This is a genomic window from Nonomuraea spiralis, from assembly GCF_014648435.1.
Classification (GTDB): Bacteria; Actinomycetota; Actinomycetes; order Streptosporangiales; family Streptosporangiaceae; genus Nonomuraea; species Nonomuraea spiralis.
In genome coordinates this window covers 1-26,330 of the sequence record NZ_BMRC01000033.1, presented here as the reverse complement: position 1 = coordinate 26,330, position 26,330 = coordinate 1, and the positions used below count along the sequence as shown (strand labels likewise).

At 69.9% G+C, this 26,330-nt stretch carries 30 protein-coding genes and 1 tRNA gene; 27 read left to right on the top strand and 4 right to left on the bottom strand.

Annotated features, from left to right (window positions below; all coding sequences use genetic code 11):
• The first annotated feature begins 38 nt into the window (after positions 1–38).
• The 3 genes from IEZ27_RS45315 (at position 39) to IEZ27_RS45305 (ending at position 3,149) form a co-directional block, all read left to right on the top strand.
• A complete protein-coding gene (locus IEZ27_RS45315) occupies positions 39–1,307 on the top strand; it encodes an extracellular solute-binding protein (protein ID WP_189652911.1) in 1,269 nt (422 codons plus the stop codon).
• Between the two features lie 73 nt (positions 1,308–1,380).
• Entirely contained in the window at positions 1,381–2,265 is an 885-nt protein-coding gene (locus tag IEZ27_RS45310) for a carbohydrate ABC transporter permease (RefSeq protein WP_189652910.1), read from the top strand.
• A complete protein-coding gene (locus tag IEZ27_RS45305) occupies positions 2,265–3,149 on the top strand; it encodes a carbohydrate ABC transporter permease (protein ID WP_229824926.1) in 885 nt (294 codons plus the stop codon). Before IEZ27_RS45310 ends, IEZ27_RS45305 begins: the two co-directional genes overlap by 1 nt.
• Positions 3,150–3,205: 56 nt before the next feature.
• Here the strand turns inward: IEZ27_RS45305 and IEZ27_RS45300 are convergent, their stop codons facing one another.
• Entirely contained in the window at positions 3,206–3,943 is a 738-nt protein-coding gene (locus IEZ27_RS45300; RefSeq protein WP_125642969.1) for a class I SAM-dependent methyltransferase, read from the bottom strand.
• Positions 3,944–4,059: 116 nt separating this feature from the next.
• Between IEZ27_RS45300 and IEZ27_RS45295 the strand changes: the two genes are divergently transcribed.
• Complete coding sequence (locus tag IEZ27_RS45295; RefSeq protein WP_189652909.1) at positions 4,060–4,599, top strand: RNA polymerase sigma factor; 540 nt, start codon at positions 4,060–4,062, stop codon at positions 4,597–4,599.
• Entirely contained in the window at positions 4,586–5,359 is a 774-nt protein-coding gene (locus tag IEZ27_RS45290; protein ID WP_189652908.1) for a hypothetical protein, read from the top strand. The genes IEZ27_RS45295 and IEZ27_RS45290 overlap by 14 nt, the downstream gene beginning before the upstream one ends.
• Here IEZ27_RS45290 and IEZ27_RS45285 read toward each other — a convergent pair.
• The gene (locus IEZ27_RS45285) at positions 5,348–6,370 is read right to left on the bottom strand and encodes an adenosine deaminase (protein WP_189652907.1); all 1,023 of its coding nucleotides are present in this window, start codon (positions 6,368–6,370) and stop codon (positions 5,348–5,350) included. The genes IEZ27_RS45290 and IEZ27_RS45285 overlap by 12 nt on opposite strands.
• Positions 6,371–6,478: 108 nt before the next feature.
• Here IEZ27_RS45285 and IEZ27_RS45280 point away from each other — a divergent pair, with 108 nt between their 5' ends.
• The gene (locus IEZ27_RS45280; RefSeq protein ID WP_189652906.1) at positions 6,479–7,084 is read left to right on the top strand and encodes a hypothetical protein; all 606 of its coding nucleotides are present in this window, start codon (positions 6,479–6,481) and stop codon (positions 7,082–7,084) included.
• Positions 7,085–7,125: 41 nt separating this feature from the next.
• Positions 7,126–7,635: a hypothetical protein gene (locus IEZ27_RS45275; RefSeq protein WP_189652905.1), complete on the top strand. Its 510-nt coding sequence runs from the start codon at positions 7,126–7,128 to the stop codon at positions 7,633–7,635.
• 18 nt (positions 7,636–7,653) lie between these two features.
• On the opposite strand, the gene IEZ27_RS45270 is transcribed toward IEZ27_RS45275, so the two are convergent.
• Positions 7,654–8,862 carry a pyridoxal phosphate-dependent aminotransferase gene (locus IEZ27_RS45270; RefSeq protein WP_125642953.1) on the bottom strand — a complete coding sequence of 403 codons (1,209 nt, stop codon included), beginning with the start codon at positions 8,860–8,862 and terminating at the stop codon, positions 7,654–7,656.
• A gap of 158 nt (positions 8,863–9,020) precedes the next feature.
• Between IEZ27_RS45270 and IEZ27_RS45265 the strand changes: the two genes are divergently transcribed.
• From IEZ27_RS45265 to IEZ27_RS45225, 9 genes are all read left to right on the top strand, one after another.
• Positions 9,021–9,093, top strand: a tRNA-Trp gene (locus tag IEZ27_RS45265).
• A 75-nt stretch (positions 9,094–9,168) separates the two neighbouring features.
• Positions 9,169–9,414: a preprotein translocase subunit SecE gene (secE, locus tag IEZ27_RS45260; protein WP_125642950.1), complete on the top strand. Its 246-nt coding sequence runs from the start codon at positions 9,169–9,171 to the stop codon at positions 9,412–9,414.
• 74 nt (positions 9,415–9,488) lie between these two features.
• On the top strand, positions 9,489–10,286 hold the full coding sequence (nusG, locus tag IEZ27_RS45255; RefSeq protein ID WP_229824925.1) for a transcription termination/antitermination protein NusG: 798 nt from the start codon (positions 9,489–9,491) through the stop codon (positions 10,284–10,286).
• 117 nt (positions 10,287–10,403) lie between these two features.
• A complete protein-coding gene (rplK, locus tag IEZ27_RS45250; RefSeq protein WP_125642947.1) occupies positions 10,404–10,835 on the top strand; it encodes a 50S ribosomal protein L11 in 432 nt (143 codons plus the stop codon).
• A gap of 61 nt (positions 10,836–10,896) precedes the next feature.
• Entirely contained in the window at positions 10,897–11,616 is a 720-nt protein-coding gene (gene rplA / locus IEZ27_RS45245; protein ID WP_189652904.1) for a 50S ribosomal protein L1, read from the top strand.
• Between the two features lie 194 nt (positions 11,617–11,810).
• The gene (locus IEZ27_RS45240) at positions 11,811–12,638 is read left to right on the top strand and encodes an LppX_LprAFG lipoprotein (protein WP_229824924.1); all 828 of its coding nucleotides are present in this window, start codon (positions 11,811–11,813) and stop codon (positions 12,636–12,638) included.
• Positions 12,639–12,877: 239 nt separating this feature from the next.
• Positions 12,878–13,402 carry a 50S ribosomal protein L10 gene (rplJ, locus tag IEZ27_RS45235; RefSeq protein ID WP_189652903.1) on the top strand — a complete coding sequence of 175 codons (525 nt, stop codon included), beginning with the start codon at positions 12,878–12,880 and terminating at the stop codon, positions 13,400–13,402.
• A gap of 72 nt (positions 13,403–13,474) precedes the next feature.
• Complete coding sequence (gene rplL, locus IEZ27_RS45230; protein WP_189652902.1) at positions 13,475–13,867, top strand: 50S ribosomal protein L7/L12; 393 nt, start codon at positions 13,475–13,477, stop codon at positions 13,865–13,867.
• A 150-nt stretch (positions 13,868–14,017) separates the two neighbouring features.
• Positions 14,018–15,847, top strand: coding sequence for a glycosyltransferase family 39 protein (locus IEZ27_RS45225; protein ID WP_229824923.1), 1,830 nt, complete (start codon positions 14,018–14,020; stop codon positions 15,845–15,847).
• On the opposite strand, the gene IEZ27_RS45220 is transcribed toward IEZ27_RS45225, so the two are convergent.
• On the bottom strand, positions 15,834–16,259 hold the full coding sequence (locus IEZ27_RS45220; RefSeq protein WP_189652964.1) for a nuclear transport factor 2 family protein: 426 nt from the start codon (positions 16,257–16,259) through the stop codon (positions 15,834–15,836). The two genes, IEZ27_RS45225 and IEZ27_RS45220, sit on opposite strands and share 14 nt — an antisense overlap.
• Before the next feature lie 89 nt (positions 16,260–16,348).
• Here IEZ27_RS45220 and IEZ27_RS45215 point away from each other — a divergent pair, with 89 nt between their 5' ends.
• The 11 genes from IEZ27_RS45215 to IEZ27_RS45165 all read left to right on the top strand — a co-directional run bounded on the left by IEZ27_RS45215 (position 16,349) and on the right by IEZ27_RS45165 (position 25,809).
• Positions 16,349–16,915, top strand: a complete 567-nt coding sequence (locus tag IEZ27_RS45215; protein WP_189652900.1) for a TetR/AcrR family transcriptional regulator — start codon at positions 16,349–16,351, stop codon at positions 16,913–16,915.
• Between the two features lie 139 nt (positions 16,916–17,054).
• Positions 17,055–18,056: an ABC transporter ATP-binding protein gene (locus tag IEZ27_RS45210; RefSeq protein WP_189652899.1), complete on the top strand. Its 1,002-nt coding sequence runs from the start codon at positions 17,055–17,057 to the stop codon at positions 18,054–18,056.
• Between the two features lie 71 nt (positions 18,057–18,127).
• The gene (locus tag IEZ27_RS45205; protein ID WP_189652898.1) at positions 18,128–18,874 is read left to right on the top strand and encodes an MlaE family ABC transporter permease; all 747 of its coding nucleotides are present in this window, start codon (positions 18,128–18,130) and stop codon (positions 18,872–18,874) included.
• Positions 18,871–19,653: an MlaE family ABC transporter permease gene (locus tag IEZ27_RS45200; RefSeq protein WP_189652897.1), complete on the top strand. Its 783-nt coding sequence runs from the start codon at positions 18,871–18,873 to the stop codon at positions 19,651–19,653. The genes IEZ27_RS45205 and IEZ27_RS45200 overlap by 4 nt, the downstream gene beginning before the upstream one ends.
• Positions 19,650–20,705, top strand: a complete 1,056-nt coding sequence (locus IEZ27_RS45195) for an MCE family protein (RefSeq protein WP_189652896.1) — start codon at positions 19,650–19,652, stop codon at positions 20,703–20,705. The genes IEZ27_RS45200 and IEZ27_RS45195 overlap by 4 nt, the downstream gene beginning before the upstream one ends.
• Positions 20,702–21,694 (top strand): MCE family protein, encoded by a 993-nt coding sequence (locus IEZ27_RS45190; protein WP_189652895.1) that lies wholly within the window; start codon positions 20,702–20,704, stop codon positions 21,692–21,694. Before IEZ27_RS45195 ends, IEZ27_RS45190 begins: the two co-directional genes overlap by 4 nt.
• Positions 21,685–22,674 carry an MCE family protein gene (locus IEZ27_RS45185; protein WP_229824922.1) on the top strand — a complete coding sequence of 330 codons (990 nt, stop codon included), beginning with the start codon at positions 21,685–21,687 and terminating at the stop codon, positions 22,672–22,674. The genes IEZ27_RS45190 and IEZ27_RS45185 overlap by 10 nt, the downstream gene beginning before the upstream one ends.
• Complete coding sequence (locus tag IEZ27_RS45180; RefSeq protein WP_189652894.1) at positions 22,671–23,651, top strand: MCE family protein; 981 nt, start codon at positions 22,671–22,673, stop codon at positions 23,649–23,651. The genes IEZ27_RS45185 and IEZ27_RS45180 overlap by 4 nt, the downstream gene beginning before the upstream one ends.
• The gene (locus IEZ27_RS45175) at positions 23,648–24,808 is read left to right on the top strand and encodes an MCE family protein (RefSeq protein WP_189652893.1); all 1,161 of its coding nucleotides are present in this window, start codon (positions 23,648–23,650) and stop codon (positions 24,806–24,808) included. Before IEZ27_RS45180 ends, IEZ27_RS45175 begins: the two co-directional genes overlap by 4 nt.
• 6 nt (positions 24,809–24,814) lie before the next feature.
• Entirely contained in the window at positions 24,815–25,315 is a 501-nt protein-coding gene (locus IEZ27_RS45170; RefSeq protein ID WP_125642907.1) for a nuclear transport factor 2 family protein, read from the top strand.
• A complete protein-coding gene (locus tag IEZ27_RS45165) occupies positions 25,312–25,809 on the top strand; it encodes a hypothetical protein (protein ID WP_229824921.1) in 498 nt (165 codons plus the stop codon). The genes IEZ27_RS45170 and IEZ27_RS45165 overlap by 4 nt, the downstream gene beginning before the upstream one ends.
• Positions 25,810–26,330: the final 521 nt, after the last annotated feature.

Sequence of the window (26,330 nt, the reverse complement as noted above, 5' to 3'; positions counted from 1 at the left end):
GCGGCCCGTCCGACGAGAAGGCGGTATCACCAGTGAACATGAAGCTTGCGGGCGGCGCCGCTCTCGGCCTTGCCACGATGCTGGTCCTGTCCAGCTGCGGCTCCGACGGCGGCTCGGGTGGCGGTGGGAACAACACCCAGGCCTCGGGCGGGGGCCAGGTCACCCTCAAGATGGTCGCCGCCGACTACGGCGACGGCCCCGGCAAGCCGAACTCTGGCGAGACGTTCTGGAAGGGCGTCGTGGACGAGTTCCAGGCCGCCAACCCCAACATCAAGGTCGACGTCCAGGTCATCAACTGGAACGACATCGACAAGCAGGTCGCCACCATGGTCCAGAACGGCCAGGTGCCCGACATCCTGCAGACCGGTGACTACTCCGGCTTCGTCAAGGACGGCCTGCTCTACAAGACCGACGAGGTCCTGTCCCCGAACGTGTCCGGCGACATGCTGCAGAAGTTCGCCGACTTCGGCAAGGTGGACGGCACCGCGTACGGCATCCCGTTCGTCTCCTCCGCCCGCGCGCTGTTCTACAACAAGGACCTGTTCGCCAAGGCCGGCATCGCCGAGCCGCCCAAGACCTGGGACGAGCTCAAGGCCGACGCCGAGAAGCTGAAGAAGGCCGGCGTGAGCCAGCCGTTCGGCCTGCCGCTGGGCCAGGAAGAGGCGCAGGGCGAGTCGTTCCTGTGGATGCTGGGCAACGGCGGCGGCTACAAGGACGCCTCCGGCAAGTGGGCGATCAACTCTCCGCAGAACGTCGAGACCTTCACGTACATGAAGGGCCTGGTCGACGCCGGTCTCACCACCCCCAACCCGGGCACCAAGGACCGCAAGACGGTCTGGGAGGACTTCGGCGCGGGCAAGGTCGGCATGGTCAACGGCGGACCCATGTCCATCCCGATCTTCGACGCGGCCGGCCTGAAGAACTACGGCGTCGCGGCGATCCCCGGCAAGTCCGCCCCGCTCGACACCACGCTCGGCGTCATGGACTGGATCATGGCGTTCAACAAGAACGGCCACGCCGCCGAGATCAAGAAGTTCTTCGACTTCTTCTACACCGGCAACGCCGCGCAGAAGATCTCCGACACCTACAAGCTGCTGCCCGTCACCAACGGCGGCATCCAGAAGCTGTCCGGTGACGAGAAGCTCAAGCCGTTCCTCGACGGGCTGCCCAACGCCAGCTTCTACCCGTTCCAGGACCCGAAGTGGGCCGAGGTGAACCCGGCGATCAAGCAGACCATCGGCGGCGCCGTCAAGGACGACCCGGCCAAGGTCCTCGGCGAGCTGCAGAAGACCGCCGAAGCCAGCTGATCCAGCGGGTGTCTGTGGAGCCGGCGCGCGGGTCGCGCCCCCGCGCCGGCTCCACCGTCATGGAAGGTTCCTCATGAGAAGGTTGCGCGTCTTCGAACCACTGGCCTGGATCGGGCCGGCCGTGGTGCTGATCGCGCTGGTCGTGCTCTGGCCCGTGATCGAGATGATCCGGTCGTCGTTCCTCAAGATCAGCCGGTTCGGAGTGGTCCAGGGCAACAACTTCCCGGACAACTACACGAAGCTGTTCGGCGAGAAGGACTTCGCCGACATCATGGTCCGCAGCGTGATCTGGGTGGTCGCGGTCGTCGCGCTCACCGTGCTGATCTCGCTGGCCCTCGCCCAACTGTTCAACCAGCGCTTCCCCGGCCGCAAGATCGCCCGGTGGGCACTGATCGCGCCCTGGGCGGCCTCGGTCCTGATGACGGCGATCATCTTCAAGTGGATGCTCGACCCCGAGGTCGGCGTGATCAACCAGATCAGGCTGAAGCTGGGGTTCATCGACGCGATGGGCGGCGCCTCGGCCGACCAGCTCGGGGACGCCTCCAGCGCGATGCCGTGGCTGGTGTTCGTGGCGGTCTTCGTCTCGGTGCCGTTCACCACGTACGCGCTGCTGGCCGGGCTCGCGACCATCCCCGCCGACGTGTACGAGGCGGCCAAGATGGACGGCGCCACCAAGTTCCGGACGTACTGGTCGATCACGCTGCCGCTGCTGCGCCCCGCGCTCACCGTCGCCGCCCTGATCAACGTGATGAACGTCTTCAACAGCTTCCCGATCATCTGGGCGATGACCCACGGCCAGCCGGGCTACTCGACGGCCACCTCGACCATCCTCATGTTCATCCTCAAGGGCTCGAACATCGGTGAGTCGGCCGCCATGTCCGTCGTCAACTTCGGCATGGTGATCGTGCTGACCGCGATCTTCCTCAAGGTGTCGCGCTGGAACAAGGAGGTGGCGTGATGGCCGTGCAGACCATGTCCAAGGCAGGGCCGCGCCACCACGCCGGCCACCGGGGGCGCCCGCCGCGCCGTATGCCCAAGATCAAGACCGTGATCGTGGCGGGCGCCGCGTACATCGTCGCGTTCGTCTTCCTGTTCCCCTACCTGGTCATGCTGCTGACCTCACTGCGGTCGCAGGAGTCGCTGCGCGAGGTGTCGTTCTGGCCCGACGAGTGGGTGTGGTCGAACCTCGGCAACTTCTGGACCAGCGGACTGGCCGGGAACCTGTGGGTGACGCTCAAGGTCGCGGGCGGCTCGACGATCCTGGTGCTGCTCGTGGCCCTGCCCGCCGCGTACTACTCGGCCCGGCACAACTTCCGGGGGCGTACGGCGTTCCTGATCCTGGTGCTGATCACCCAGATGTTCCAGCCCACGGCCATGCTCGTCGGCATCTACCGCGAGTTCTTCCAGTTCGGGCTGGTGGACTCGACCTGGTCGCTGATCCTGGTCAACGGCGGGTTCAACCTGGCCTTCGCGGTGTGGATCCTGAACGCGTACTTCGCCTCGATCCCGCGTGAGCTGGAGGAGGCCGCCTTCATCGACGGCAACGGCCGCTTCGGCGCGTTGTTCCGGATCACGCTGCCGCTGGCCATGCCGGGCGTGATCACCGCACTGATCTTCACCTTCATCGCGGCGTGGAACGAGTTCGTGGTCGCCCTGACGCTGACCACGACCCCGGCCAACCAGCCGCTCACCGTCGCGCTGAACTCGTTCATCGGCCAGTACCAGGTGGACTGGCAGAACCTCTTCGCGGGCTCGGTGATCGCCACCATCCCGGTGATCGTCCTGTTCGCGCTGATCGAGCGGAAGGTCGTCGGCGGACTGACCGCCGGCTCGATCAAGTAGAAAACGTCCGGCCGCCACCAACCCACCGGGTGGCGGCCGGGCTCATTTCTGCGGGCTCACTTCTGCGGCACGCGGGCGACGCAGAACACCGTCTGGCCGAACGGCGGACGGATGAACCGCTCGATCAGCCGCGTGGCGGGCACCACCGTGCGGTCGTAGATCTTGACCAGGCGCGGGTCGGGGTAGCCCACGCCGCCCCGCCGGACCGCCGCCCACCAGGCGATGCCGCCCAGGAAGTTGATCGGCTTGAGCACGTCGACGTCGAGCCCCGCCTTGGCCACCGTGGCGCGCAGGGTCTTGGGCGTGTAGCGCTGGACGTGGCCGACCTTGCGGTCGAAGTCTCCATAAAGCTGCATGTAGCCGGGCACCCAGATGATGATCCGGCCGCCGGGCAGCGTGACGCGGGCCAGCGAGCGCAGCGCCTCGGCGTCGTCCTCGATGTGCTCCAGCACGTTCATCATGACGACGGTGTCGACCTTGTCCTTCAGCGGGATGTCGGTCGGCAGGCCGAACTGCAGGACGTCGATGTCGTCGCGGCCCTCGAAGCGCTTGCCGAGCTGCTCGACGCAGTAGGGGTCGAAGTCGCTGACGACCAGGCGGTCGAGCCGCGGCAGGAACTGCTCGGCGAAGTGGCCCAGCCCGGAGCCGATCTCCAGCATCGAACGGCCGACGTGCGGGGCGACCATGTCGAACTCGTACTGCCGATAGTTCTTGGCCTCGTCCCCACCCAGGTGGTTCTCCAGGGCCTCGTCACCGGCCGCCGGTTGCACTACACGGTCATACCCAGAAGACATAGTCCCGTTCCTTTGAGGGGCAGACGGATTGCACGAGTCTAATGCCCCTCAGGATGACCTGATGCGTGAAACGCCCTTCCCCGCGCCCGCCCGGATGCGATGGAATCTGTCACACCATGGACGACGACGAGGCGATCGCCCGCTCGCTCGACGGCGATCTGGGTGCCTATGAGGTCCTGGTCGCCAGGTACAGCGTGCTCGCCCACCGCACCGCCGCCATGCTCGGCGCGGGCGACGAGGCCGAGGACGTGGTGCAGGAGGCGTTCGTCAAGGCTTTCCGCCATCTGTCCGGGTTCCGCAGGGGCGCGCCTTTCCGTCCGTGGTTGTTGCGGATCGTGGCCAACGAGACACACAACCTGACCCGGGCCCGCGGGCGCAGGTCCGACCTGGCCGTACGCCTCACCGCCGCCCCCGACACCAGGCCCCCCGACGACCCGGAGGGCGCGGCCGTGGCCACCGACCGGCGCGCCCGCCTGCTGGAGGCCGTACGCGGCCTGCCCGAACGGGAACGCCAGGCGGTCGTCTGCCGGTACTTCCTGCAACTGTCGGAAGCGGAGACGGCCGAGGTGCTCGGCCGGCCGGTCGGTACCGTCAAGTCCAGCACCCACCGGGGGCTGGCCCGGCTGAGGGAGGAGGTGGGCGGTGAGCTCGCATGACCCCTTCGACGACCTGGAGACCGAACTGACCGCCCTCGGCGGCCTGCTCGACCTGCCGTCACCGCCCCCGGCCGACGTCGCCGCCGCCGTACGCGCCCGCCTGGAGACGCCGTCCCCGGAGGACGAGAACGTCATCCGCCTCCCGGCGCCCGGGCGGCGCAAGGACGTGCGGCGTGCCCGGCGGGCCAGGTGGAAGATCGTGGCGGCCGTCGTGATCGCGGTCGTCGCCGTCACCGCCGCCACCCCCCAGGGCCGCGTCGCCGTCGCCCGCGTACTCCGCTTCGCCGGGATCGAACTGGAACTCGGCGAGAGTTCCCCCACCCCGGTACGGACCACCGCGAACCTCCCAGGCGAGCACACCGTGGCCCCCGGCGACCTGCCCTCCCTGGTGAGGTTCAAGGTCGGCACGCCGGCCGAGCTGGGCGCCCCCGACCACGCCACCGTCGCCGACCAGGGTCGCGTCGTGTCGCTGTTCTGGCCCGGCGGCGTCCGGCTCGACCAGTTCCAGGGCGGCGTCGACCCCTTCTTCTTCAAGAAGCTCGGCCCGCCCTGGCCCGAGTACGTCCAGGTGAACCAGGCCCAGGGCTGGTGGATCCCCGGCGCGCACCCGCTCGGCTACATCCAGCGCACGGACGGCAGCCCGATCCCCCTGCGCCAGGCGGCCCCCACCCTCATCTGGCAGCGCGACACGATCACCTACCGCCTCGAAGGCGCCGGCACCAAGGAACGCGCCATCCAGATCGCCGAGTCACTCCGCTGAGCCGGTCAGCCAGTCGTCCACGCCCTTGAGCAGCTCCTTGCGCGCCGGATCGGACGCCGTGGAGGAGCGGATCGACTGCCGGGCCAGCTCGGCGATCTCGGCGTCGGAGAAGCCGTAGACCTCCCTGGCCAGCTCGTACTGGCGCAGCAGCCGCGTGCCGAACAGCAGCGGGTCGTCGGCGCCCAGCGCGATCGGCACCCCGGCGTCGAACAGCCGCCGCAGCGGCACGTCCGCCGCCCGCTCGGCCACGCCCAGGCCCACGTTGGACGTCGGGCACACCTCGCAGCAGATCTGCCGGTCGGCCAGCCGCTGCATCAGCCACGGGTCCTCGGCCGCGCGTACGCCGTGGCCGACCCGGTCGGCGTCCAGGTCGTCGATGCACTGCGCCACGCTGCGCGGCCCGAGCAGCTCACCGCCGTGGGGCACGGCCAGCAGCCCGCCGCGTTTGGCGATGCGGAAGGCCCGCTCGAAGTCGCGTGCCTCGCCGCGCCGTTCGTCGTTGGACAGGCCGAAGCCCACCACGCCCTTGCCGGCGTACTGGGTGGCGAGCCTGGCCAGGGTGTTCGCGTCGAGCGGATGCCGGGTCCTGTTGGCCGCCACGATCACCGGCATCTCCACCCCGGCGTGCTCGGCGGCCTGCCGCGCCGCGTCGAGCATCAGCTCCAGCGTGGCCGTGAGCCCTCCGAACCGCGAGGCGAACCCCGACGGGTCCACCTGGATCTCCAGCCACCGGGAACCGGCCGCCGCCTCGTCCTCGGCCGTCTCGCGCAACAACCGGTAGACGTGCTCGGGACGGCTCAGCACGGACCTGGCGATGTCGTAGAGCCGCTGGAACCTGAACCACCCGCGCTCGTCGGTGGCCCGCAATCGCGGCGGCCAGTCCTGCTCCAGCGCGTCGGGCAGGTGCAGCCCCTGCTCCCTGGCCAGCTCGATCAGTGTTGAGTGTCGCATGGAGCCGGTGAAGTGCAGGTGGAGATGGGCCTTGGGAAGCGTGTGCAGGGGCCGGTGCATTTCCATATTTTGCCACTCGCCGCAGGTCCGGGGTCGCGTGTCGGGGGAAGGCGGACGGAGGCGTCGAAGGCACGGTAGAGATCGGGCCGATCGGGGGATCAACCGTCCATGATCCTTGAGGGACGCGCCGAACGGCAGGGCTGGCGCGCGCTGCTCGCCGGACTGGCGTTCGCGGTGACCGCTCTCGCCATTTACACCCTGTTCCAGTCGGGTTTCGGGCGTCCACACCCGCCTTCGGCTGGTTCGTCGTACGTGCCGGCGCCGCCCCTGAAGGTGACGCCCGGTACGAGCCGCCCGGCCGCGGCGGCCGCCGCGCCACCCGAGCCCCTGCTCGCGGTCGTCTCCGACGACTTCTGGCTCACCTACCTGCCGCGCGGCCTCGAACGCAGCGGCGGGGGAGCGGTCGCGCCGGAAACCGGCGTCGAGGGCGGCTGGGCCAGGTACGGCACCTCCGGCCGATACGTCGAGGTAGAGGTCGAACACGGTACGGTGGCCGCGGACTGGGACGCCTACCGCGCGCGGATCACCGTGCTGGACGCCCGCGAGACCACCGTGCGCGGCAGGCCCGCGGTCGTCGGCCGGCATCCGCGCGGCGGCAAGGTGATCGCCTGGCTGGAACGCCCGGGAACGGGCGCGTGGGTCCGGGTGAGCGATTCGCTCGGCGGCGAACTGCTGGCTATTGCCGCCTCGGCCCGCGCTCCTGTAGGAGACTAAGAGCCTTTTCTCTGGTTGATCCCACGAGTCATGGGGGGACGATGCGGCGCCCGGCAGCGGTGTTCCTCACGTTCGCGCTGGCCGCGGGCGTGGGCGGGTGCGGCGACGACACCCCTGCGCCCGCGGTCACCCCGCCCCCGCCGCGCGAACGAGTGACGGCGGCGCCGGTCACCCTGGCCTGCGGATCGTCCAGGCTGAAGATCCCCGCCCCGCCACCGCCCCTGGCCCGCTCGGGCACCTTCGGCCGCCTCGGCTCGCTCGCCAGACGGCTCACGGTGAAGGGCGTGACCTGGCACGACGACGACGGCGAGCAACTGCGGGCGGGCGTGGTGTGCGGGGTGCGGACGGCCGAGCAGTTCGCCACGCTGGTGGCCAGGTCGACCCTGACCGCCTACCGCGGCAAACCCGCGCTGCGCTGGACGACCCGCGGCGGCCTGCGCAACTTCATGTGGCTGGAGAGCCCCGGCACGGCCGTCTACCTCGCCGCCACGCCCGGCCTGACCGCCCAGCTCCGCCAGACGGCCGCCGCGATCAGACAGGGCGCCTCCTGAGGGCAGGCCGCCCGCCGTTCAGTGGGCCTCGGACAGCAGCTTGGCCAAGCGGCTGACGCCCTCGACCAGGTCGTCGTCCCCGAGGGCGTAGGACAGCCGGAAGTAGCCCGGCGTGCCGAACGCCTCGCCCGGCACGACCGCCACCTCGGCCTCCTCCAGGATCAGCTCGGCCAGCTCGGCCGACGACCCCGGACGCCGCCCGCGCAGCTCCTTGCCCACCAGCTCCTTGACCGACGGATACGCGTAGAACGCCCCCTTCGGCTCCGGGCAGAACACGCCCGGGATCTCGTTGAGCATCCGGACCATGGTCTGGCGGCGCCGGTCGAAGGCCGTACGCATCTCGGCCACGGCCGACAGGTCGCCGGAGACGGCGGCCAGCGCAGCGATCTGGGACACGTTGGCCACGTTGGAGGTGGCGTGCGACTGCAGGTTGGTCGCCGCCTTGACCACGTCGGACGGCCCGATCAGCCAGCCCACCCGCCAGCCGGTCATCGCGTACGTCTTGGCCACGCCGTTGAGGATCACGACCCGGTCGCCGAGCTCGGGCACGGCCGTGGCGATGCTGGTGAACTCGGTGCCGCCGTAGACCAGGTGCTCATAGATCTCGTCGGTGACGACCCACAGGCCGTGCTCGGCCGCCCACCGGCCGATCGCCACGGTCTCCTCACGCGAGTAGACCGCGCCCGTCGGGTTGGACGGCGAGACGAACAGCAGCACCTTCGTACGCTCGGTGCGGGCCGCCTCAAGCTGCTCGACGCTCGCCAGGTAGCCCGTGGACTCGTCGGTCACGACGTCGACCTGCACGCCCCCGGCCAGCTTGATCGCCTCGGGGTACGTCGTCCAGTAGGGGGCGACGACCAGCACCTCGTCGCCCGGGTCGAGCAGCGTCGCGAACGCCTCGTAGACGGCCTGCTTGCCGCCGTTGGTGACGAGCACCTGGGACGGCTCTACCGAGTAGCCGGAGTCGCGCCGCGTCTTGGCGGCGATGGCCTGCTTGAGCTCGGGGAGCCCGCCCGCCGGCGTGTACTTGTGGTTGCGCGGGTCGCGCGCCGCCTCGACCGCGGCCTCGACGATGTAGCCGGGCGTCGGGAAGTCGGGCTCACCCGCGCCGAAGCCGATGACGGGCCGACCGGCCGCCTTCATCGCCTTCGCCTTGGCGTCCACCGCGAGCGTGGCGGACTCGGAAATCGCGGAGATTCTTGCGGAGATACGGGGTCGCGTGGACATGCTCACCATGCTCCCACGCGCGCGTGACCTGGGCGATCAGGTTTGGGTTCGACGTACCGGGCAATCCCCCGTATGCTTTCGCCTGGTCCTTCCGCCGCATGTCGGCGAGCGGTTCGGTCCAGGCAGTGAGTCAATCAGGGTAGTGTGGTTGACGACATAGGGCACTGGCGCAATTGGTAGCGCACCGGTCTCCAAAACCGGCGGTTGGGGGTTCGAGTCCCTCGTGCCCTGCGAGTGCGGTCCGCGCAAATGGCGTGTAAGCGCGCCGCAGAACTGCGTTGGATACGACAGATTCAGGTGAGGACTGTGGCGATCGACACGCGCGGCGAGACCGCAGGCAAGCCCAGTGGCGAGAAGAAGACGCGCACTTCACCTGCCCTTTTCTATCGGCAGGTCGTCAACGAGCTTCGCAAGGTCATCTGGCCGACACGCAAGGATCTCATCACCTACACCACGGTCGTTCTGGTATTCGTTCTGATCATGGTGGCGATCGTGTATGGGCTCGACGCCGCTCTCGGCTGGGCCGTCCTCCGCGTCTTCGGCGGGGAGTGAGCCCGCCAAGCTCGACGCCGTGTGGTGTCGGCTGACGGCGACGCCATTCGATTCGAGGAAAGAGGAAAGGTCACGTGTCCGAGTCTTCTGTTCCGGCTGAGGAGCACCGCGACGAGCGGGGCGACGACGAGCTGGGAGAGACCACCGACGAATTGGGCGACGAGCTGGGTGAGGCTCGCGACGAAGGCGTCGAGGCGGCTCTCCAGGAGGCCGACGAGACCGACGAGGTCGAAGAAGGTGAGGAGGCTCCCGCCGAGGCGGAAGCCGAGATCCTGCCCGACGTCGACCCGGTCGAGGAGTTCAAGAGCTCGCTGCGCGGGCTCCCTGGCGAGTGGTATGTGATCCACTCCTACGCCGGCTACGAGAACCGCGTGAAGTCCAACATCGAGAGCCGCAACGTGTCGCTCAACATGGAGGACTACATCTACCAGGTCGAGGTGCCCACGCACACCGTCCAGGAGTTCAAGAGCGGCAAGAAGGTCCCGGTCAAGGAGCGCGTGCTGCCCGGCTACGTCCTGGTGCGCATGGAGCTGACGGACGAGTCCTGGGCCGCCGTGCGTAACACGCCCGGCGTGACCGGTTTCGTCGGCCTGTCCAACAAGCCGAGCCCGCTCAGCCTCGACGAGGTCGCCAAGCTGCTGGCACCCGAGCCGACCGAGGAGGCCAAGAAGGCCACCACCAAGGCGGCCAGCGGTCCCACGGTCGAGTTCGAGATCGGCGAGTCCGTCACGGTCATGGACGGTCCCTTCGCCACCCTGCCCGCCTCGGTCAGCGAGATCAGCCCCGAGTCGCAGAAGCTCAAGGTGCTCGTCTCGATCTTCGGTCGTGAGACCCCGGTCGAGCTCTCGTTCAACCAGGTCTCGAAGATCTAAGACGATCACCTACACTTAGACGTTCGGTCGGCCGCCTTTCGCGAAGGGTGGCCTTCCGACATGTCCGGGCGCATCCGCGTCCGGACGGCATCACGATCAGGACCCGGAGAAGGACTCATGCCTCCGAAGAAGAAGATCGCGGCGCTCGTCAAGGTCCAGCTCCCCGCTGGCCAGGCCACGCCCGCTCCGCCGGTCGGTACCGCCCTCGGTCCCCACGGCGTCAACATCATGGACTTCGTCAAGCAGTACAACGCTGCGACGGAGTCCCAGCGGGGCAACATCATCCCCGTTGAGATCACCATTTTCGAAGACCGCAGCTTCACCTTCATCACGAAGACGCCCCCGGCGCCCGAGCTGATCAAGAAGGCCCTGGGTCTCGACAAGGGCAGCGCCGTCCCCCACAAGGACAAGGTCGGCAGGCTGACGCGCGAGCAGCTGCGCAGCATCGCCGAGACCAAGATGCCCGACCTCAACGCCAACGACGTCGAGGCTGCAGAGAAGATCATCGCCGGCACCGCCCGGTCGATGGGCATCACGATCGCCGACTAAGACTTTTCCCAAGATCCGTGGGAGGGCCGGGTCCCGGCCCGCGTACCACAAGGAGACAGACATGAAGCGCAGCAAGGCGCACAAGGACGCGGCCGGCAAGGTCGACCGCGACAAGCTCTACACGCCCGCCGACGCCGCCAAGCTGGCCAAGGAGACGTCGACCACCAAGTTCGACGCCACCGTGGAAGTGGCGCTGCGGCTGGGCGTCGACCCTCGCAAGGCCGACCAGATCGTGCGCGGCACGGTCAACCTCCCGCACGGCACCGGTAAGACCGCCCGGGTCCTGGTCTTCGCGACCGGTGACCGTGCCGAGGCAGCCCGCGAGGCGGGCGCCGACATCGTCGGCGCCGACGAGCTGATCGACGAGATCGCCAAGGGCAACCGGCTCAACGAGTTCGACGCCGTGGTCGCCACCCCTGACCTCATGGGCAAGGTCGGCCGCCTGGGCCGCGTGCTCGGCCCGCGTGGCCTCATGCCCAACCCCAAGACCGGCACCGTGACGCCCGACGTCGCCAAGGCCGTGACCGAGATCAAGGGCGGCAAGATCGAGTTCCGCACCGACCGGCAGGCCAACCTGCACTTCATCATCGGCAAGACGTCGTTCCCCGAGCGTCAGCTCATCGAGAACTACGCCGCCGCCCTTGACGAGGTGCTGCGTCTCAAGCCGTCGGCGGCCAAGGGCCGTTACCTGAAGAAGGTCACCTTCTCCACCACCATGGGCCCCGGCGTCCCCGTCGACCCCAACCTCACCCGTGGCCTGACCGCCGAGCTCGACGCGTAGCGGTTCCCGGGTTTTCGAAGGTCCCGTCTGTTCTCAGGCGGGGCCTTCGTGCTTTTCCGGCCCGTCTGACCACTCGGCCAGGGGGCAGGGGTTGTGGAGAAAACGTGCACGCCCTGTGGGGGAGAACCCTGGGTTTTCCCCTAATTGTGCGGGGAAGTCGCCACGATGGGACAAGCCAAACGTAGGGTCATAACATGCTGAAGCGCAGGAATAGTCTCGCCACCGCCGCGGCCGGAGCTGCTCTCATCGCGGCCGCGGTCGCCGGGTGTGGTACGAACGCGCAGCCCATCCAGGTCAACCTGGCCGCCTCAGAGGTGCTCGCGCAGGCCGCGCAGAAGACCGCAGAGGTCACCAGCTACACAGTGGACGCAGTCGCGAACGTGACGCACCCCCAAGAGGGCAACGGCAAGGTGCAGGGACGCATGCTCTACCAGAGCAAGCCCCAGCTCGCCGTGGACCTGACCCTCGACACCGTGGACATGGGCGGCCGTAACCTGCCGGGTGGCGTACGCGCCATCCTCCAGGACGACACCGTGTACGTGAAGGTTGAGGCGCTCAAGGAGCTCCTCGGCGCCACCAAGCCGTGGATCAAGGTCCCGCTCGCCGAGGTGGGCAACCAGGGCCAGGTCAACCAGTACCTCGGCCAGATCCAGCAGTTCGACCTGGCCAGCGTGACCAAGCTGGTCACCGCGTCGAAGGACGTGAAGCAGGCCGGCACCGAGAGCGTCAACGGCGAGGACACCACCCACTACAGCGGCACGTTCCCCGTGGACGCGGCCGTCACCCAGCTCCCCGCCGACAAGCAGGAGCAGGCCCGTACGAACCTGGCCGAGCTCAAGGACGTCAAGTTCGACGTCTGGGTGGCCGGCGACAGCCTGCCCCGCAAGCTCACCCTGAACGGCTCCAAGGAGGGCGCGACGCTGGACGCCACGCTGCTCTTCAAGAACTTCAACGAGCCCGTGAACGTCGAGGTCCCGCCCGCCGACCAGGTCGGGGAGCTGCCCAAGTCGACCGTCAACTGAGAACCGATTTGGAAACTCGGCGGCCAGCACGTACGCTGGTCGTTGCCGAAGACCGCCGGTCGTCGTCAGGTGCATCAGTCCTGGCGACCGAAGGATCCACGTTCTGTGGACGGCCCGCGCAGGTGTGATGCGAGTTTCCCATATGGTGCAGTTCCATATGTGAGCCCCGTGCGCCCCTGCGCCCGGGGCTGTTCTCATTTCCAGGGGCCTTCGCCGGCGGCACACCTGGAAGGAGGCCCATGGCGAGGGCGGATAAGGCGACAGCCGTTGCCGAGCTCAAGAGCGAGTTCGAAGGCAGCAGCGCCGCCGTTCTGACCGAGTACCGCGGTCTCACCGTCGCTCAGCTCAAGCAGCTGCGCGTTGCTCTTGGTGAGAATGCGAAGTTCGCCGTGGCGAAGAACACCCTGACCAAGATTGCGGCCAACGAAGCCGGTCTGTCGTTCCCCGACGACCTGCTCACGGGCCCGACCGCGATCGCCTTCGTCAACGGCGACGTTGTCGAGGCGGCCAAGGGTCTGCGTGACTTCGCCAAGGCCAATCCCCTTCTGGTGATCAAGGGTGGTGTGCTCGACGGTAAGACGCTCGACGCCACCGAGATCACCAAGCTCGCCGACCTCGAGTCCCGCGAGGTCCTCCTCGCGAAGCTCGCCGGTGCTCTCAAGGCGAAGCAGAGCGCTGCCGCCGCGGTTTTCGCCGCGCTGCCCACGCAGATGGCTCAGCTGGCCGACGCCCTTCGTGTCAAGCGCGAAGAAGCGGGCGAGTAACACGGGGGTTGCCGCAACTTCCGCGGTCCCGTTCCTAGTTTTCTGCAAGTCCTAAACGTAAGGAAAAGCATCATGGCGAAGCTCAGCACCGACGAGCTGCTCGACGCGTTCAAGGAGATGACCCTCCTCGAGCTGTCCGAGTTCGTGAAGAACTTCGAAGAGGTCTTCGACGTCAAGGCCGCCGCCCCCGTCGCGGTCGCCGCCGCCCCCGCCGCCGGTGGCGGTGGCGAGGCCGCCGCCGTTGAGGAGCAGGACGAGTTCGACGTCATCCTCGAGGCCGCCGGCGACAAGAAGATCCAGGTCATCAAGGAGATCCGCGCCCTCACGTCCCTGGGCCTCAAGGAGGCCAAGGACCTGGTGGACGGCGCTCCCAAGCCGGTCTTCGACGGCAAGGTCAACAAGGAGCAGGCGGAGAAGGCCAAGGCTGCCCTCGAGGGCGCCGGCGCCACCGTGACCGTGAAGTAACTTCCCACTTCACACACAGCTCTTCGAAAGAGGCGGACACACCCTGGTGCCGGGTGTGACCGCCTCTTTTCGCATGTCCGGGGACGCCTCACCGGATTCTCATCCGCGTCTCATCGCCCGGCCAAAGGGCGTGCCTAGCGTGCGGGTGTGGTGAGCGAAACGAAATCCCGTGCGGCGTTGGCCGCGCTGCTCGTCGGCGCCGGAGTCCTCTACGTGTGGGGGCTCGGGGCGTCGGGGTGGGCCAACTCCTTCTATTCGGCGGCCGTACAGGCCGGGAGCCAGAGCTGGAAGGCGTTCTTCTTCGGGTCGTCCGACGCCGCCAACGCGATCACCGTCGACAAGACCCCCGCCTCGCTCTGGCCCATGGAGCTCAGCGTACGGATCTTCGGCCTGAACTCCTGGGCCGTCCTCGTGCCCCAGGCGCTCATGGGCGTCGGCGCGGTGGCCATGGTGTACGCGACCGTCCGCCGGCTGTTCCCCGTCTGGGCGGCGCTGCTGGCCGGGGCGGCGATGGCGGTCACGCCGGTCGCGGTGCTGATGTTCCGCTTCAACAACCCCGACGCCCTGCTGGTGTTGTCGCTGACCGTCGCCGGGTACTGCGTGACGCGGGCCCGGGAACGCGGTTCGACGCGCTGGCTCATGGGGGCGGGGGCGGTGATCGGGTTCGCGTTCCTGGTCAAGATGATGCAGGCGTTCCTGGTGGTTCCGGGGTTCGTGCTGGTCTACCTGGTGACCGCGCCGGGTGCTTTGTGGCGTCGGGTGTGGCAGCTCGCGCTGGCGGGGACGGCGATGGTGGTGGCCGCCGGGTGGTGGTTGATGGCGGTGGCGTTGGTGCCCGCGTCCGAACGGCCCTACATCGGCGGCTCGCAGACCGACAGCGTGCTGGAGCTGGCGCTCGGCTACAACGGCCTCGGGCGGCTGAACGGGGACGACTACGGCGGTCTCGGGAACCTGAACCAGCAGGCCGGATGGTTGCGCCTGTTCGACACCGAGGCGGGCGGGCAGATCTCCTGGCTGCTGCCCGCGGCGCTGGCGCTGCTCGTCGCCGTCACCTGGCTCACCCGGCGGGCGCCGCGGACCGATCCGGTGCGGGCCGCGGTGTGGGTGTGGGGGAGCTGGCTGGTCGTGACCGGGCTGGTGTTCAGCCTGATGCAGGGGATCTTCCACGCCTACTACACCGTCGCCCTGGCTCCGGCCGTCGCCGTGCTGGTGGGGATGGGGGCGGCCGTGGCCTGGGAGCGGGGGGCGCATCGGCTGCTCGCCATGGTCGTGGCGGTGACGGTGGTGTGGGCGTACGTGTTGTTGTCGCGTACCGCGGACTGGAACGGGTGGCTGGGGACGGTCGTCCTGGTCGCGGGGCTGGGCGCGGTGCTGGGGATGTTGTTCACGCGCCGGGTCCTCGTGGGGGTGGTCGCCGTGGCGGCGTGCCTGGCGGGGCCGGCGGCGTACGCGGTGGAGACCGCCGCGACCCCGCACACCGGGGCGATCCCGACGGCGGGTCCCGCCACTGGCGGCGGTTTCGGCGGACCGCCCGGCGGTGGGCCGGGCCGAGCCGGGCGACCCGGCGGCGACGGCGGCCGGGCCGCCTTCCGGCCGCCCGGCGGTCGCGGCGGGGCGGGCGGCCTGCTCGATGCGCGAACGCCGCCCGCCGAGTTGACCACCCTGCTCAGGAACGGCTCCTCCACGTGGGCCGCGGCGACCGTCGGCTCGAACAACGCGGCCGGCTACCAGCTCGCCACCGGCCTGCCGGTGATGGCCGTCGGCGGCTTCAACGGCACGGACCCCGCGCCCACGCTGGAGCAGTTCAAGCAGTACGTGGCCGGGAAGAGCATCCACTACTTCATCGGCACCGGCATGGACGGCTTCGGCGGCCGGGGCGGCGGCAGCGGCGAGGCCGCCCGGATCGCGGCCTGGGTGCGGGAGACCTTCACCGCTACGACGGTCGGCGGCGTCACCGTCTTCGACCTCACCCGGAGCTGAGCCCGGAGCCGAGCCCGGAGCTGAGTGCGGCTTCCCGGACCTTGGCGATGGCGCTGGAGTCCATGAAGTCCTTGCAGTGGACGATCCTGCCGTCCCTGATCCGCAACATCAGCAGGCCGGGGACGGTGATCGGCCGATCGCCCACCTGGACGTGCGCGTTCTGCTCCACGACCACGACCTCGGGATCGTCCGTACGGTGCAGCGCGACCCGTTCCACCTCCCGCGGCACGGCGGGGGAGGCACCCCAGGCCGCCCGGTACCCCGCGCGGACCGCCTCCCGCCCCTCGTACGGCGGCAGCCCGCCGAACGGGAACTCGTGCAGCCCGTCCTCGGCGTACAGGTCGGCCAGTTCGTCGGCCGACTTGTGCAACATCGCGCCCTGGAAGGCGCCCACGATCTCCTCGACGGTCATGATGACGGCCTCGCATTCACTCAACGGTTGTTGACTCAACGAGCGTAGAGCGAACTGGGACGAACGGTCAACACGGGTAGAGTCGGTGCGTGAGCGAGCGAGTGCTTCCCCGTGCCGAGCGGCGGCGCAGGACCGAGGGGAGGATCCTCGACGCGGCCAGGGCCCTGTTCGCGGAAGTGGGCTACGAGCGCGCGACCATCAGGGCCGTCGCCAGGGCCGCCGAGGTCGATCCCGCCCTCGTCATGCAGTACTTCGGCAGCAAGCAGGAGCTCTTCCGGCACGCCGTACGCGCGGTCCCCGCCCTCGACGCCGTCGTGAGCGCCGAGGAGCTGGTCGAGCACCTGCTCGACACGCTCAACGTGAAGATGGGCGAGCTGCCCCAGGGCTCGCTGGCGATGATGCGTTCGATGCTCACCCACCCCGAGGCGGGCGCGTCGGCCCGCGAGGCGCTGGGCCGCCAGATCGACGGGCTCGCCGCGTCGATCCCCGGCGACGACGCCCGCCTGCGCGCGGCCCTGATGACCGCGATCATGCTCGGCGTGACGGTCGGCCACCAGCTGCTCGACCTGCCCGAGCTGCGCGACGTGCCGCCGGAGGAGATCGCCCGGGTGCTGCGCCCGAGCCTGCGCGCCCTTACTGGACCCGAAGTCTCATAACCGGCGGGTAACAAGTTATTGGAACGGGTTCCAATTCCCCGGATCGCCGCTACCGTGAGGGCGTTCTGGAAGTAAAGTGTGCGGCACGTTATCCCCTGAGTACTCCCTGTGATCGGGAATGTGATCGGGAAGGTGGCCAGTGGGCGTCGAGGTCGTGGTCGACGGGTTGACCAAGTCGTTCGGTCGGCAGGTCGTCTGGGAGGATGTCTCGCTCACGCTGCCCGCGGGCGAGATCTCGGTGCTGCTCGGCCCCTCGGGCACCGGCAAGTCGGTCTTCCTCAAGACGCTGGTCGGCCTGCTGCGGCCCGACCGCGGCCACATCTGGATCGACGGCCACGACCTGGCCCACTGCGGCGAGCGCAAGCTCTACGAACTGCGGCGGCTGTTCGGCGTGCTGTTCCAGGACGGCGCCCTGTTCGGCTCGCTCAACCTCTACGACAACATCGCCTTCCCGCTGCGCGAGCACACCAAGAAGACCGAGGCCGAGATCCGCCGGATCGTGATGGCGAAGATCGACCTGGTCGGCCTGGTCGGCGCCGAGGGCAAGCTGCCCGGAGAGATCTCCGGCGGCATGCGCAAGCGCGCCGGGCTGGCCAGGGCGCTGGTGCTCGATCCCGAGATCATCCTGTTCGACGAGCCCGACTCCGGCCTCGACCCGGTCCGCACCGCCTTCCTCAACCAGACGATCGTCGACATCAACGCCGACATCGAGGCCACGTTCCTGATCGTCACCCACGACATCAACACCGCCCGCACGGTCCCGGACAACATCGGGCTGCTGTTCCGCCGCGAGCTGGTCATGTTCGGGCCGCGCGAGATGTTGTTGTCCAGCGACGAGCCGGTGGTGCGGCAGTTCCTCAACGCCCGGCGCCACGGCCCGATCGGCATGTCGGAGGAGAAGGACGTCTCCGAGCTGGAGGCCGAGGCGCAGATGGGCCACGACCCCGGCGGGCTGCCGCCGATCCCGCCGCAGCTCATGCCGAGCGGCAACACGATCCGCCGGTCCCAGCAGCCGCCCGGCCGGTGGCTGGCCGCCAACGGGGTGATCCCGCCGCAGGGCTCGTTCGTGGACGAACTCGGCCGCGACTGGCTGGAGGAGTATCCCCGGCTGATCGACGCCCACCTGAACGGCGCCAAATAGATCATGAATCCCACCGGGAAGTCCTTCTTTGCGGTCATCGACCGTCGCTCTCCGCAGTTGAGTGCACTCTCATGGTGATCGCGGAGATCGGGCGGTTCGTCGCCATGTCGCTCGACACCGCGAGAGCGGCCGGGCGGCGGCCCTTCCAGGTGCGGGAGCTGGTCCGGCAGGCGTGGTTCATCGTCAGCGTCAGCGCGCTGCCGACCGCTCTGGTCGCCATCCCTTTCGGCGCCGTGCTCGCCATGCAGACCGGCAACCTCATCCGCCAGTTCGGCGCCCAGTCCTTCACCGGGGCCACCGCCGTGCTCGGCATCGTGCGCGAGGCGGGCCCGGTGGTGACGGCCCTGATGATCGCGGGCGCGGCGGGCAGCGCGATCTGCGCCGACCTCGGCGCCCGCCGGATCAGGGACGAGATCGACGCCATGGAGGTGCTCGCGATCGACCCCCTCCACCGGCTCGTCGTGCCCAGGGTCGCCGCGTGCGCGCTGGTCGCGCCGCTGCTCAACGGCCTGGTCACCACGGTCGGCCTGATCGCCGGCTACCTGTTCAACGTGGTCGCCCAGGGCGGGTCGCCCGGGGCGTACCTGCAGTCGTTCAACGCCCTGGCCGAGGTCTCCGATTTGTGGGTGTCGGAGGGCAAGGCGCTGGTGTTCGGGGCGACGACGGGGTTGATCGCCGCGTACAAGGGGCTGAGCGCGGCGGGCGGGCCCAAGGGCGTGGGGGAGGCGGTCAACCAGACCGTGGTGTTCGCGGCCATGGTGCTGTTCGCCGAGAACTTCCTGATCAGTGCGGTCTACAACGAGCTGGTGTTGTCATGAGGACGCTCAACCGGCAGGGCGAGTTCTACGCCCGTGCGATCAGGGCCGTACCGGCCGCCGCGCGCTACCGCCGGGAGGTGTTCAGGCTGCTGGCCGAGGTCGGGCTGGGCAGCGGCGGCCTGGCGGTGATCGGCGGCACGATGACGATCGTCGCCTTCATGACCTTCTTCACCGGCACCGAGGTCGGCCTGCAGGGCTACACCGGGCTCGACCAGATCGGCGGCTCGGCCTTCACCGGCTTCCTGTCCAGCTATGTCAACACCCGCGAGATCGCGCCGCTGGTGGCCGCGATCGGCCTGTCGGCCACCGTCGGCGCCGGGTTCACCGCGCAGCTCGGCGCGATGCGGATCAGCGAGGAGGTCGACGCGCTGGAGGTCATGGCGGTCCCGTCGGTGCCGTTCCTGGTCGGCACGCGGCTGATCGCCGGCTTCGCCGCCGTCATGCCCCTCTACGTGCTCGGCCTGCTCGCCTCCTACGTCGCCACCCGCCTGATCGTCACCGTGCTCCACGACCAGTCCACGGGCACCTACGACCACTACTTCGACCTGTTCCTGTCGCCCTACGACGTGTTGTGGTCGTTCGGCAAGGCGATGGTCTTCGCCGTCCTGGTGATCCTCATCCACTGCTACTACGGCTTCCACGCCACCGGCGGGCCTGCCGGGGTCGGGGTGGCGGTCGGGCGGGCCGTACGCGCGGTGCTGGTCACGGTCAACCTCGCGAACGTGCTGCTCGGCCTGGCCATCTGGGGCACCACGACGACGGTGAGGCTGGCCGGATGAGACACGGCGTCGCGCTGCTGGCGATCATCACCGCGTTCACGGCCCTGACGCTGGCCGTCTACACGAAGGCGTTCTCCACCGCCCGGCACGTCACGCTGCTGCTGCCGGCCGCCGGGCTCCAGCTCGACCGCCGGGCCGACGTCAAGGTCAACGGCGTCGTGGTCGGCGAGGTGGCCGACCTGGCGCCCGCCGAGCGCGGCGCCCGCGTCACCCTGGCCCTCGACCAGGACGTGGACCGCGCCTCCACCGTCGAGCTGCGGGCCAAGACGTTGTTCGGCGAGAAGTACGTCGCCCTGATCCCGCCCAGGTCGCCACGCGGCCCGCTGCGCGACGGCGACGTGCTCAGGTCGTCGGCCACGGCCGTCGAGATCACCCAGATCCTCGACCGCCTGCTGACCCACCTGCGCGCCGTCCATCCCGAACGCCTGAACGCCGCCCTGAACGCCCTGGCCACCGCCCTGGACGGCCGTGGGGCCCGCCTCGGCAGAACTCTGGACAGAACCGACGCCTACCTCAAACGCCTCCAGCCCTACCTTCCGACGATAAAGCGGGACATCGCCAAGCTTGCCGACGTCGCCGACCAGTATGGCCAGGCCGCCCCCGACCTCTTGCGCACCCTCGCGAACACCGCCGCGATCAGCCGCACCCTCACCGCCGTCCCCCCGGCCCCGGCCGCCGACGCCGTCACCGGGGCCGCCACCGCCGCCGACCGCCTGCTCACCGCGAACGAGCCCGGCCTCGTCGGCCTCCAGCACGTCATCCGGCCCGTCCTCGACGTCACCGCGTACCACGCGCCGGTCATCCCGTGCGTCCTGCGCGGGCTCGTACGCCTGCGTCCGATCCTCGACGACACCTTCGGCCACGGGAGCGCGAAGGCGGTGCTGGAGATCGTCCGACCGGCGCGTCCGTACGAACCGGGCAAGGACACCCCGCGGTACGCCGACCGCAGAGGCCCGGCCTGCTACGGCCTGCCCGACCACCCGCCCGTGCCCTTCCCGGGGGTGCGCTTCGACGACGGCACCACGGACCTGGCGAGGCTGATGCTGCGATGACCACGCTCGGGCCGGCGCTCAAGCTGGCCGCCTTCGCCCTCGTCACCACCCTGTGCGTGGCCACCCTCGCGATCACGATCTCGGGCGCCCGGTTCACCGCCGCCGTCGTCTACCACGCCCTGTTCGCCGACGCCTCGGGGCTGCGCGAGGGCGACGAGGTCCGCATCGCCGGGGTGCAGGTGGGCCGCGTCGAGACCGTGACGCTGGCGGGCACGCAGGCGGAGGTCGCCTTCTCCGTACGGCGGACCACCGCCCTGCCCCGCGCGGTCGTGGCCGCGATCCGCTGGCGCAACCTCATGGGTGACCGCTACCTGACCCTCTCCACCGGCCCGGGCGGCCCCGGCCTGCTCCCACCCGGCGCCCGCATCACCGCCACCCGCCCGGCGCTCGACGTCACGGCCCTGTTCAACGGCTTCAGGCCGCTGCTCAACGCCATCCGCCCCCAAGACGTCAACAGGCTGAGCTGGCAGATCGTCCAGGTGCTCCAGGGCGAGGGCGGCACGGTCGAGGCCCTGCTCGGCCACATCGCCTCGCTCACCGGCACGCTCGCCGACCGCGACGCCGTGATCGGCCGGGTGATCACGAACCTCGGCGCGGTGCTCGGCGAGATCGCCGGCCGCGAGCACGACTACGACCGCCTGCTGATCGACCTGCGCGCCCTGATCGGCGGCCTGGCCGGCGACCGCGAGGCCATCGGCGACTCCCTGGCCACGCTCGACCGCCTCACCGCCGTCACCGGCGACCTCCTCGGCCAGGCCAGACCCGACCTGCGCGCGAGCGTCCGGCACGCCGGCGGCCTGCTCAAGGCGCTCGACGCCAGGAGCGCCCTGGTCGAGGACACCCTCAAGCGCGCCCCCGGCCGCCTCGGGCAGCTCGTCCGGGTCACCTCCTACGGGTCCTGGTTCAACTTCTACCTCTGCTCCCTCACGGTCAGGAGCGGCGGCGTACGCACCCCGAAGATCGTCAACGGGAGCCCGCGATGCCACTGACCCCCTTCAGGAGACGCGACCCCGTGCCGCTGGGCATCGGCGGCGTCATCGTGGCCCTGGCGCTGGTCGTGGCGGCCCTGGGCGTCGCGAGCCTGCCACGCGGGGGCACGTACTCGGCCGCGTTCGCCGACTCGGCGGGCCTGCGCGAGCACGACGACGTGATGATCGCCGGGGTCAAGGTCGGGGAGGTCGTCGGCGTCGACCTCGAAGGCGATCACGTACGGGTCGGCCTGCGGGTGGCCGACGACGTCCGGCTCGGCTCGCTGACCAGGGCGGACATCCGGATCAAGACCCTGCTCGGCGCCCACGTCGTGATGCTCGTCCCCGACGGCCCAGGCCGGCTCCAGGGCCAGATCCCGCTGTCGCGCACGAGCGTCCCCTACGAGGTCGCCCCCGCCGTCGCCGACCTGGGCAAGGCCGCGGGCAGCGTCGACGAGCGGGCCCTGGCCCAGGCCATGACCGTGTTGTCGCAGACGATGGAGGGCTCCTCGGCGGAGATCAAGGCGTCCCTGCGCGGCCTCGGCAGGCTCTCGCGTACCGTCGCCGCCCGCGACGACCGCCTCCACGACCTGGTCGGCCACGCCCGTACCGTCACCGGCCTGCTCGCCCGCAGGAACGCCGACCTGCACGGCCTGATCACCGACGGCGACCTGCTGCTGCGCGAGGTCTCCGCCCGCCGCGCGGTCGTCCACGGCCTGCTGGTCAACACGGTCGTGCTGGCCGGGGAGATCGACGGCCTGGTCGCCGACAACCGGACCACGCTGAGGCCCACCCTCGAACGGCTGCGCTCCTTCGTGGCCGTGCTGCGGCGGCAGGAGGAGAGCCTCGACCGGTCGCTGGCCCTGCTCGGGCCGTTCGCCCGGCAGCTCGCCGACGTGACCGGCAACGGCCGCTGGTTCGACACGATCATCCAGAACCTGGTTCCGCTGCCCGTCTCGATCCGGCCGCCGGACCCCCTGCCCGAAGGACCCGCCCGATGAGACGTCCGCTCGTCCTGGTGCTCGTGCTGCTGACCGCGGCCGGCTGCGGCTTCGAGGGGGTGGCCTCGCTGCCGCTGCCCGGCGGCGCCGACCTGGGCGATCGGCCCTACCCGGTGACCATCCAGTTCGCCGACGCGCTCGACCTCGTGCCGCGCTCGGCGTGCAAGGTCGACGACGTCACCGTGGGCGAGGTCACCGGCGTGGAGCTGGGCCGCGACTGGCGGGCCGACGTGGTCTGCCAGGTGCGCGGCGACGTCGCCCTGCCCGACCGTACGACGGCGGCGATCTCGCAGACGAGCCTGCTGGGGGAGAAGTTCGTCAGGCTGGTGCCCGCCGGGCGCGGGCGGTTGAGCGGGCCGATCCCGGTGGCCCGTACCAGCACGACCGCCGAGGTCGAGGAGGTGTTGTCGGCCGCCTCGCTGCTGGTGGACGGCGGCGGCCTCGACCAGGTCGCCACGCTCAACCACGAACTCGGCGACGTGCTGGACGGCCGCTCGGCCCGGCTGAAGGACCTGCTGCGCAGGCTCGGCGCGTTCGCCGCCGGGCTCGACGGCTCGAAGAGGCAGATCGTCCGGCTGATCGACGAACTGGACGACCTCACCGCCACCCTCGCCGCCCAGCGTGCCACGATCAGGACCACCGCCACCGAGATCGGCCCGGCCGTCACCCTGCTCAAGGGCCAGCGCACGGACCTGACCGCCATGCTCGCCGCCCTCGACCGCCTCGGCCGCACCGCCACCCGGGTCGTCGAACGCTCCCACGCCGACACCCTCGCCAACCTCCGCCACCTGCGCGAGCTCCTGCTCAACCTCGACCGGGCACGCGACAGCGTCGCGGACGGCCTGGCGACGGCGATCACGTTCCCGTTCCCCGGGTCGGCCTCGACCATGCTGCGCGGCGACTACGGCAACACCGACCTGACCGTCGACGCCTCGCCCTCCACCGCGCTGCGCAACCTGCTGGGCGGTGCGCGATGACCGCCCGGCTGCTGGCGTTCGTGCTGATCGGGGTGGTGGCGGTGGCGTACACGCTGGTCAGGTACGCGCGTGTGGGCGCCGACCTGTTCGACCCCGCCTACCGGGTCACGGTCGAGCTGGCCGACGCGGGCGGGCTGTTCGACGGCTCCGAGGTGACCTACCGGGGGGTGCCGATCGGGCGGGTGGAGTCGCTGGCCGTGGCGGGCGACGGCGCGCGGGCGGTGCTCAGGCTCGGGGCGGGCACCCCGGTCCAGGCCCGCGGGCTGCTGGCCGTGGTGGCCAACCGGTCGGGGGTGGGGGAGCAGTACCTCGACCTGCGGCCCGCCGGGGGCGCGCGGCCGTACCTGCGGGAGGGGGACGTGATCGGGCGCGGGCAGACCCGGCTGCCGGTCGCGACGACCCAGTTCCTCGGTGACACCGACCGGCTGCTGTCCTCGGTCGACCCGCGTGACCTGGAGACGGTGGTGACCGAGCTGGGGAAGGGGCTCGGGGGCAACGGCCCGTACCTGCGGCGGCTGGCCGACGCGGGCGAGCGGCTGCTCGGACAGGCCGAGAGCGTGCTTCCCGAGACCGTCGCGGTGTTGCGCGACGGGGAGACCGTGCTCGACGCTCAGCGGGCCTCTGGGGGCCATCTGAGGGCATTCGCGGGAGATTTGGCGAGCCTGACCGATTCGCTCAAGAGGGGGCGCGGCGACCTCGCGCACGTCATCGGCCGTACGCCACGCGCGGCTGGGTCCGTCGAACGCCTGCTGAACGGCGTCGCGCCCGACCTGCGTCCACTGCTGACCCACCTCGTGATCGGCGGCCGGACGGCCGGCTCCAGGGTCACCGCCCTGCGCCAGCTCCTGATCGGCTACCCGGCCGCCGTGGCGGGCGCGTTCTCGGTGGTGGACCGCGACGGCGTGCACTTCGGCCTCGACCTCGACCTCAACGTGCCGAGGCCGTGCACCCGCGGCTACGAGCGCGTACGCAGGCGCGACCCCCACGACGTCAGCCCGCGGCCGGTCGATCCCGGGGCGTTCTGCAAGGAACCGCGCGGCAGCGCGACCGGGGTGCGCGGCGCGCGCAACGCACCGGCTCCCCAACCGCCTCCGTCGATTCCGGGGCTCGGGGAGTGGCTGGCGGGTTATGATCCGGCGACCGGCCGGAAGGGGTGAGCACAGGTGGGGGGACTTCCCGCGCGGCCGGCCCGCATCCTCGTCGCCGCGCTCAGCGTGGCGCTGGCGGTGCTCGTCGCCACGGGTGTGTGGATCTCGTTCCAGGCCCGTGACGCGCAGGCCGCGGCCGACGACAGGCAGGCCGCGCTGCTCGCGGCCGGCACCCACGCCAAGAACCTGGTCTCGCTCGACTACAAGACCGTCGACGCCGACGTGCGCCGCATCCTCGACACCTGTACGGCCGGGGCCAGGACCGGTTACGAGGCCATCGCGGGCAAGCTCAAGAGCACCACGGTCGCCAACAAGGTCGTCCAGCACGGCGTGCTGCGCGCCACCGGCCTGGTGTCGATGTCCGGCGGCACGGCGAAGGTGCTGGTGGTGGCCGACGCCGAGATCCGCTGGGACGGCTCCAAGAGCCCGCCCCAGGAGCGCTTCTACCGCTGGACGATGGACGTGACCAAGGTCGGCGGCGTCTGGCTGGTGTCGAAGGTGGTGCAGGTGGTGTGAGAACCGTCACGGTCGTCCTGCTCGGCGTCCTCGTGGTCGTCGCGGGCGTGCTGGTGCCCACGATGTGGTTCGACCTGCGCGAGCTCAAGGGGGCCGACGGCGCCGCGGCCGAGGCCATGGCGACGGCCAGGCAGGTCGCCCCCGACATGTTCTCCTACGACTACCGCTCGGTCGAGGCCGACCTGGCCAGGGCGGGGGCGTACACGACGGGTGAGCTGACCAGGCACTACAAGGAGCTCACGACGTCGCTGGTGTCCAAGGCCAAGGCCGAGAAGACCGTCCGTACGGCGGCCGTGGTGGACGCCGGCGTCGAGCGCGCCACGCCCGACAAGGTCGAGGTCCTGTTGTTCGTGAACATGGTTACGGTAAAAGTAGTGCCGAACCAGGACAGGCCCCAGCAACAGGTCACCCAGAACCGCGCCCGGTTCGTCATGGTCCGGCAAGACGGGCGCTGGCTGGTGGCGGGGCTGTCCACGCTGCTGGGAACGGCCTGAGCCGCCGGGCGCGCCGCTTCCTTCAATTGTTACCAAAAATCGGGTTTGGTGCAGCCCTTGATAGGGGTACTCCAGTCACAGCTACACCGGTCGTCGGCATGGGTTCGACCCCCGGGGTGACGGAGCGTTAACCGCCCACGATCGCGGGTATCGTCTTGGGCCTGGCGGTAGGCGTCCGATCACACAGGGGAGAAAACCCAGCGTCCGGGCCCCTAGTCGGCTAAAAGTCGGGCTTGCGGGCTTGACGTTTCCGCCTGAACGGGCGATGCTGCGACCAACGTGGAGCATGCAGCGAGAGTGAAGTGGACAGGCGTGTGCCGTTCGGCTACACTGCCCCTTTGCGCTGCCCTTTGACGACCCGTGATGCTTGCTCACGTTGCGAGGTTGTCTGGCGTGCGTGTAGTCAGTCCGCCGCGAGCCCTCGGAAGGACATCTGTTGGCAGCCTCGCGCAACGCCTCCGCCGTACCCGCTGGTCCCCGTCGCGTTTCTTTCGCGCGTATCCAGGAGCCCCTCGAAGTTC

Bases quoted from the DNA above. Each gene is read 5' to 3' on its own strand.
- IEZ27_RS45280 (WP_189652906.1), top strand. From the start codon at position 6,479: ATGATCCTTGAGGGACGCGCCGAACGGCAGGGCTGGCGCGCGCTGCTC.
- IEZ27_RS45300 (WP_125642969.1), bottom strand. From the start codon at position 3,943: ATGTCTTCTGGGTATGACCGTGTAGTGCAACCGGCGGCCGGTGACGAG.
- IEZ27_RS45310 (WP_189652910.1), top strand. From the start codon at position 1,381: ATGAGAAGGTTGCGCGTCTTCGAACCACTGGCCTGGATCGGGCCGGCC.
- IEZ27_RS45270 (WP_125642953.1), bottom strand. From the start codon at position 8,862: ATGTCCACGCGACCCCGTATCTCCGCAAGAATCTCCGCGATTTCCGAG.
- IEZ27_RS45195 (WP_189652896.1), top strand. From the start codon at position 19,650: ATGAGACACGGCGTCGCGCTGCTGGCGATCATCACCGCGTTCACGGCC.
- rplJ (WP_189652903.1), top strand. From the start codon at position 12,878: ATGGCGAGGGCGGATAAGGCGACAGCCGTTGCCGAGCTCAAGAGCGAG.
- IEZ27_RS45205 (WP_189652898.1), top strand. From the start codon at position 18,128: ATGGTGATCGCGGAGATCGGGCGGTTCGTCGCCATGTCGCTCGACACC.
- IEZ27_RS45285 (WP_189652907.1), bottom strand. From the start codon at position 6,370: ATGCACCGGCCCCTGCACACGCTTCCCAAGGCCCATCTCCACCTGCAC.
- IEZ27_RS45315 (WP_189652911.1), top strand. From the start codon at position 39: ATGAAGCTTGCGGGCGGCGCCGCTCTCGGCCTTGCCACGATGCTGGTC.
- IEZ27_RS45175 (WP_189652893.1), top strand. From the start codon at position 23,648: ATGACCGCCCGGCTGCTGGCGTTCGTGCTGATCGGGGTGGTGGCGGTG.
- IEZ27_RS45220 (WP_189652964.1), bottom strand. From the start codon at position 16,259: ATGACCGTCGAGGAGATCGTGGGCGCCTTCCAGGGCGCGATGTTGCAC.
- IEZ27_RS45200 (WP_189652897.1), top strand. From the start codon at position 18,871: ATGAGGACGCTCAACCGGCAGGGCGAGTTCTACGCCCGTGCGATCAGG.
- IEZ27_RS45295 (WP_189652909.1), top strand. From the start codon at position 4,060: ATGGACGACGACGAGGCGATCGCCCGCTCGCTCGACGGCGATCTGGGT.
- IEZ27_RS45275 (WP_189652905.1), top strand. From the start codon at position 7,126: ATGCGGCGCCCGGCAGCGGTGTTCCTCACGTTCGCGCTGGCCGCGGGC.
- rplA (WP_189652904.1), top strand. From the start codon at position 10,897: ATGAAGCGCAGCAAGGCGCACAAGGACGCGGCCGGCAAGGTCGACCGC.
- IEZ27_RS45180 (WP_189652894.1), top strand. From the start codon at position 22,671: ATGAGACGTCCGCTCGTCCTGGTGCTCGTGCTGCTGACCGCGGCCGGC.
- IEZ27_RS45240 (WP_229824924.1), top strand. From the start codon at position 11,811: ATGCTGAAGCGCAGGAATAGTCTCGCCACCGCCGCGGCCGGAGCTGCT.
- IEZ27_RS45305 (WP_229824926.1), top strand. From the start codon at position 2,265: ATGGCCGTGCAGACCATGTCCAAGGCAGGGCCGCGCCACCACGCCGGC.
- IEZ27_RS45185 (WP_229824922.1), top strand. From the start codon at position 21,685: ATGCCACTGACCCCCTTCAGGAGACGCGACCCCGTGCCGCTGGGCATC.
- rplL (WP_189652902.1), top strand. From the start codon at position 13,475: ATGGCGAAGCTCAGCACCGACGAGCTGCTCGACGCGTTCAAGGAGATG.
- rplK (WP_125642947.1), top strand. From the start codon at position 10,404: ATGCCTCCGAAGAAGAAGATCGCGGCGCTCGTCAAGGTCCAGCTCCCC.
- IEZ27_RS45190 (WP_189652895.1), top strand. From the start codon at position 20,702: ATGACCACGCTCGGGCCGGCGCTCAAGCTGGCCGCCTTCGCCCTCGTC.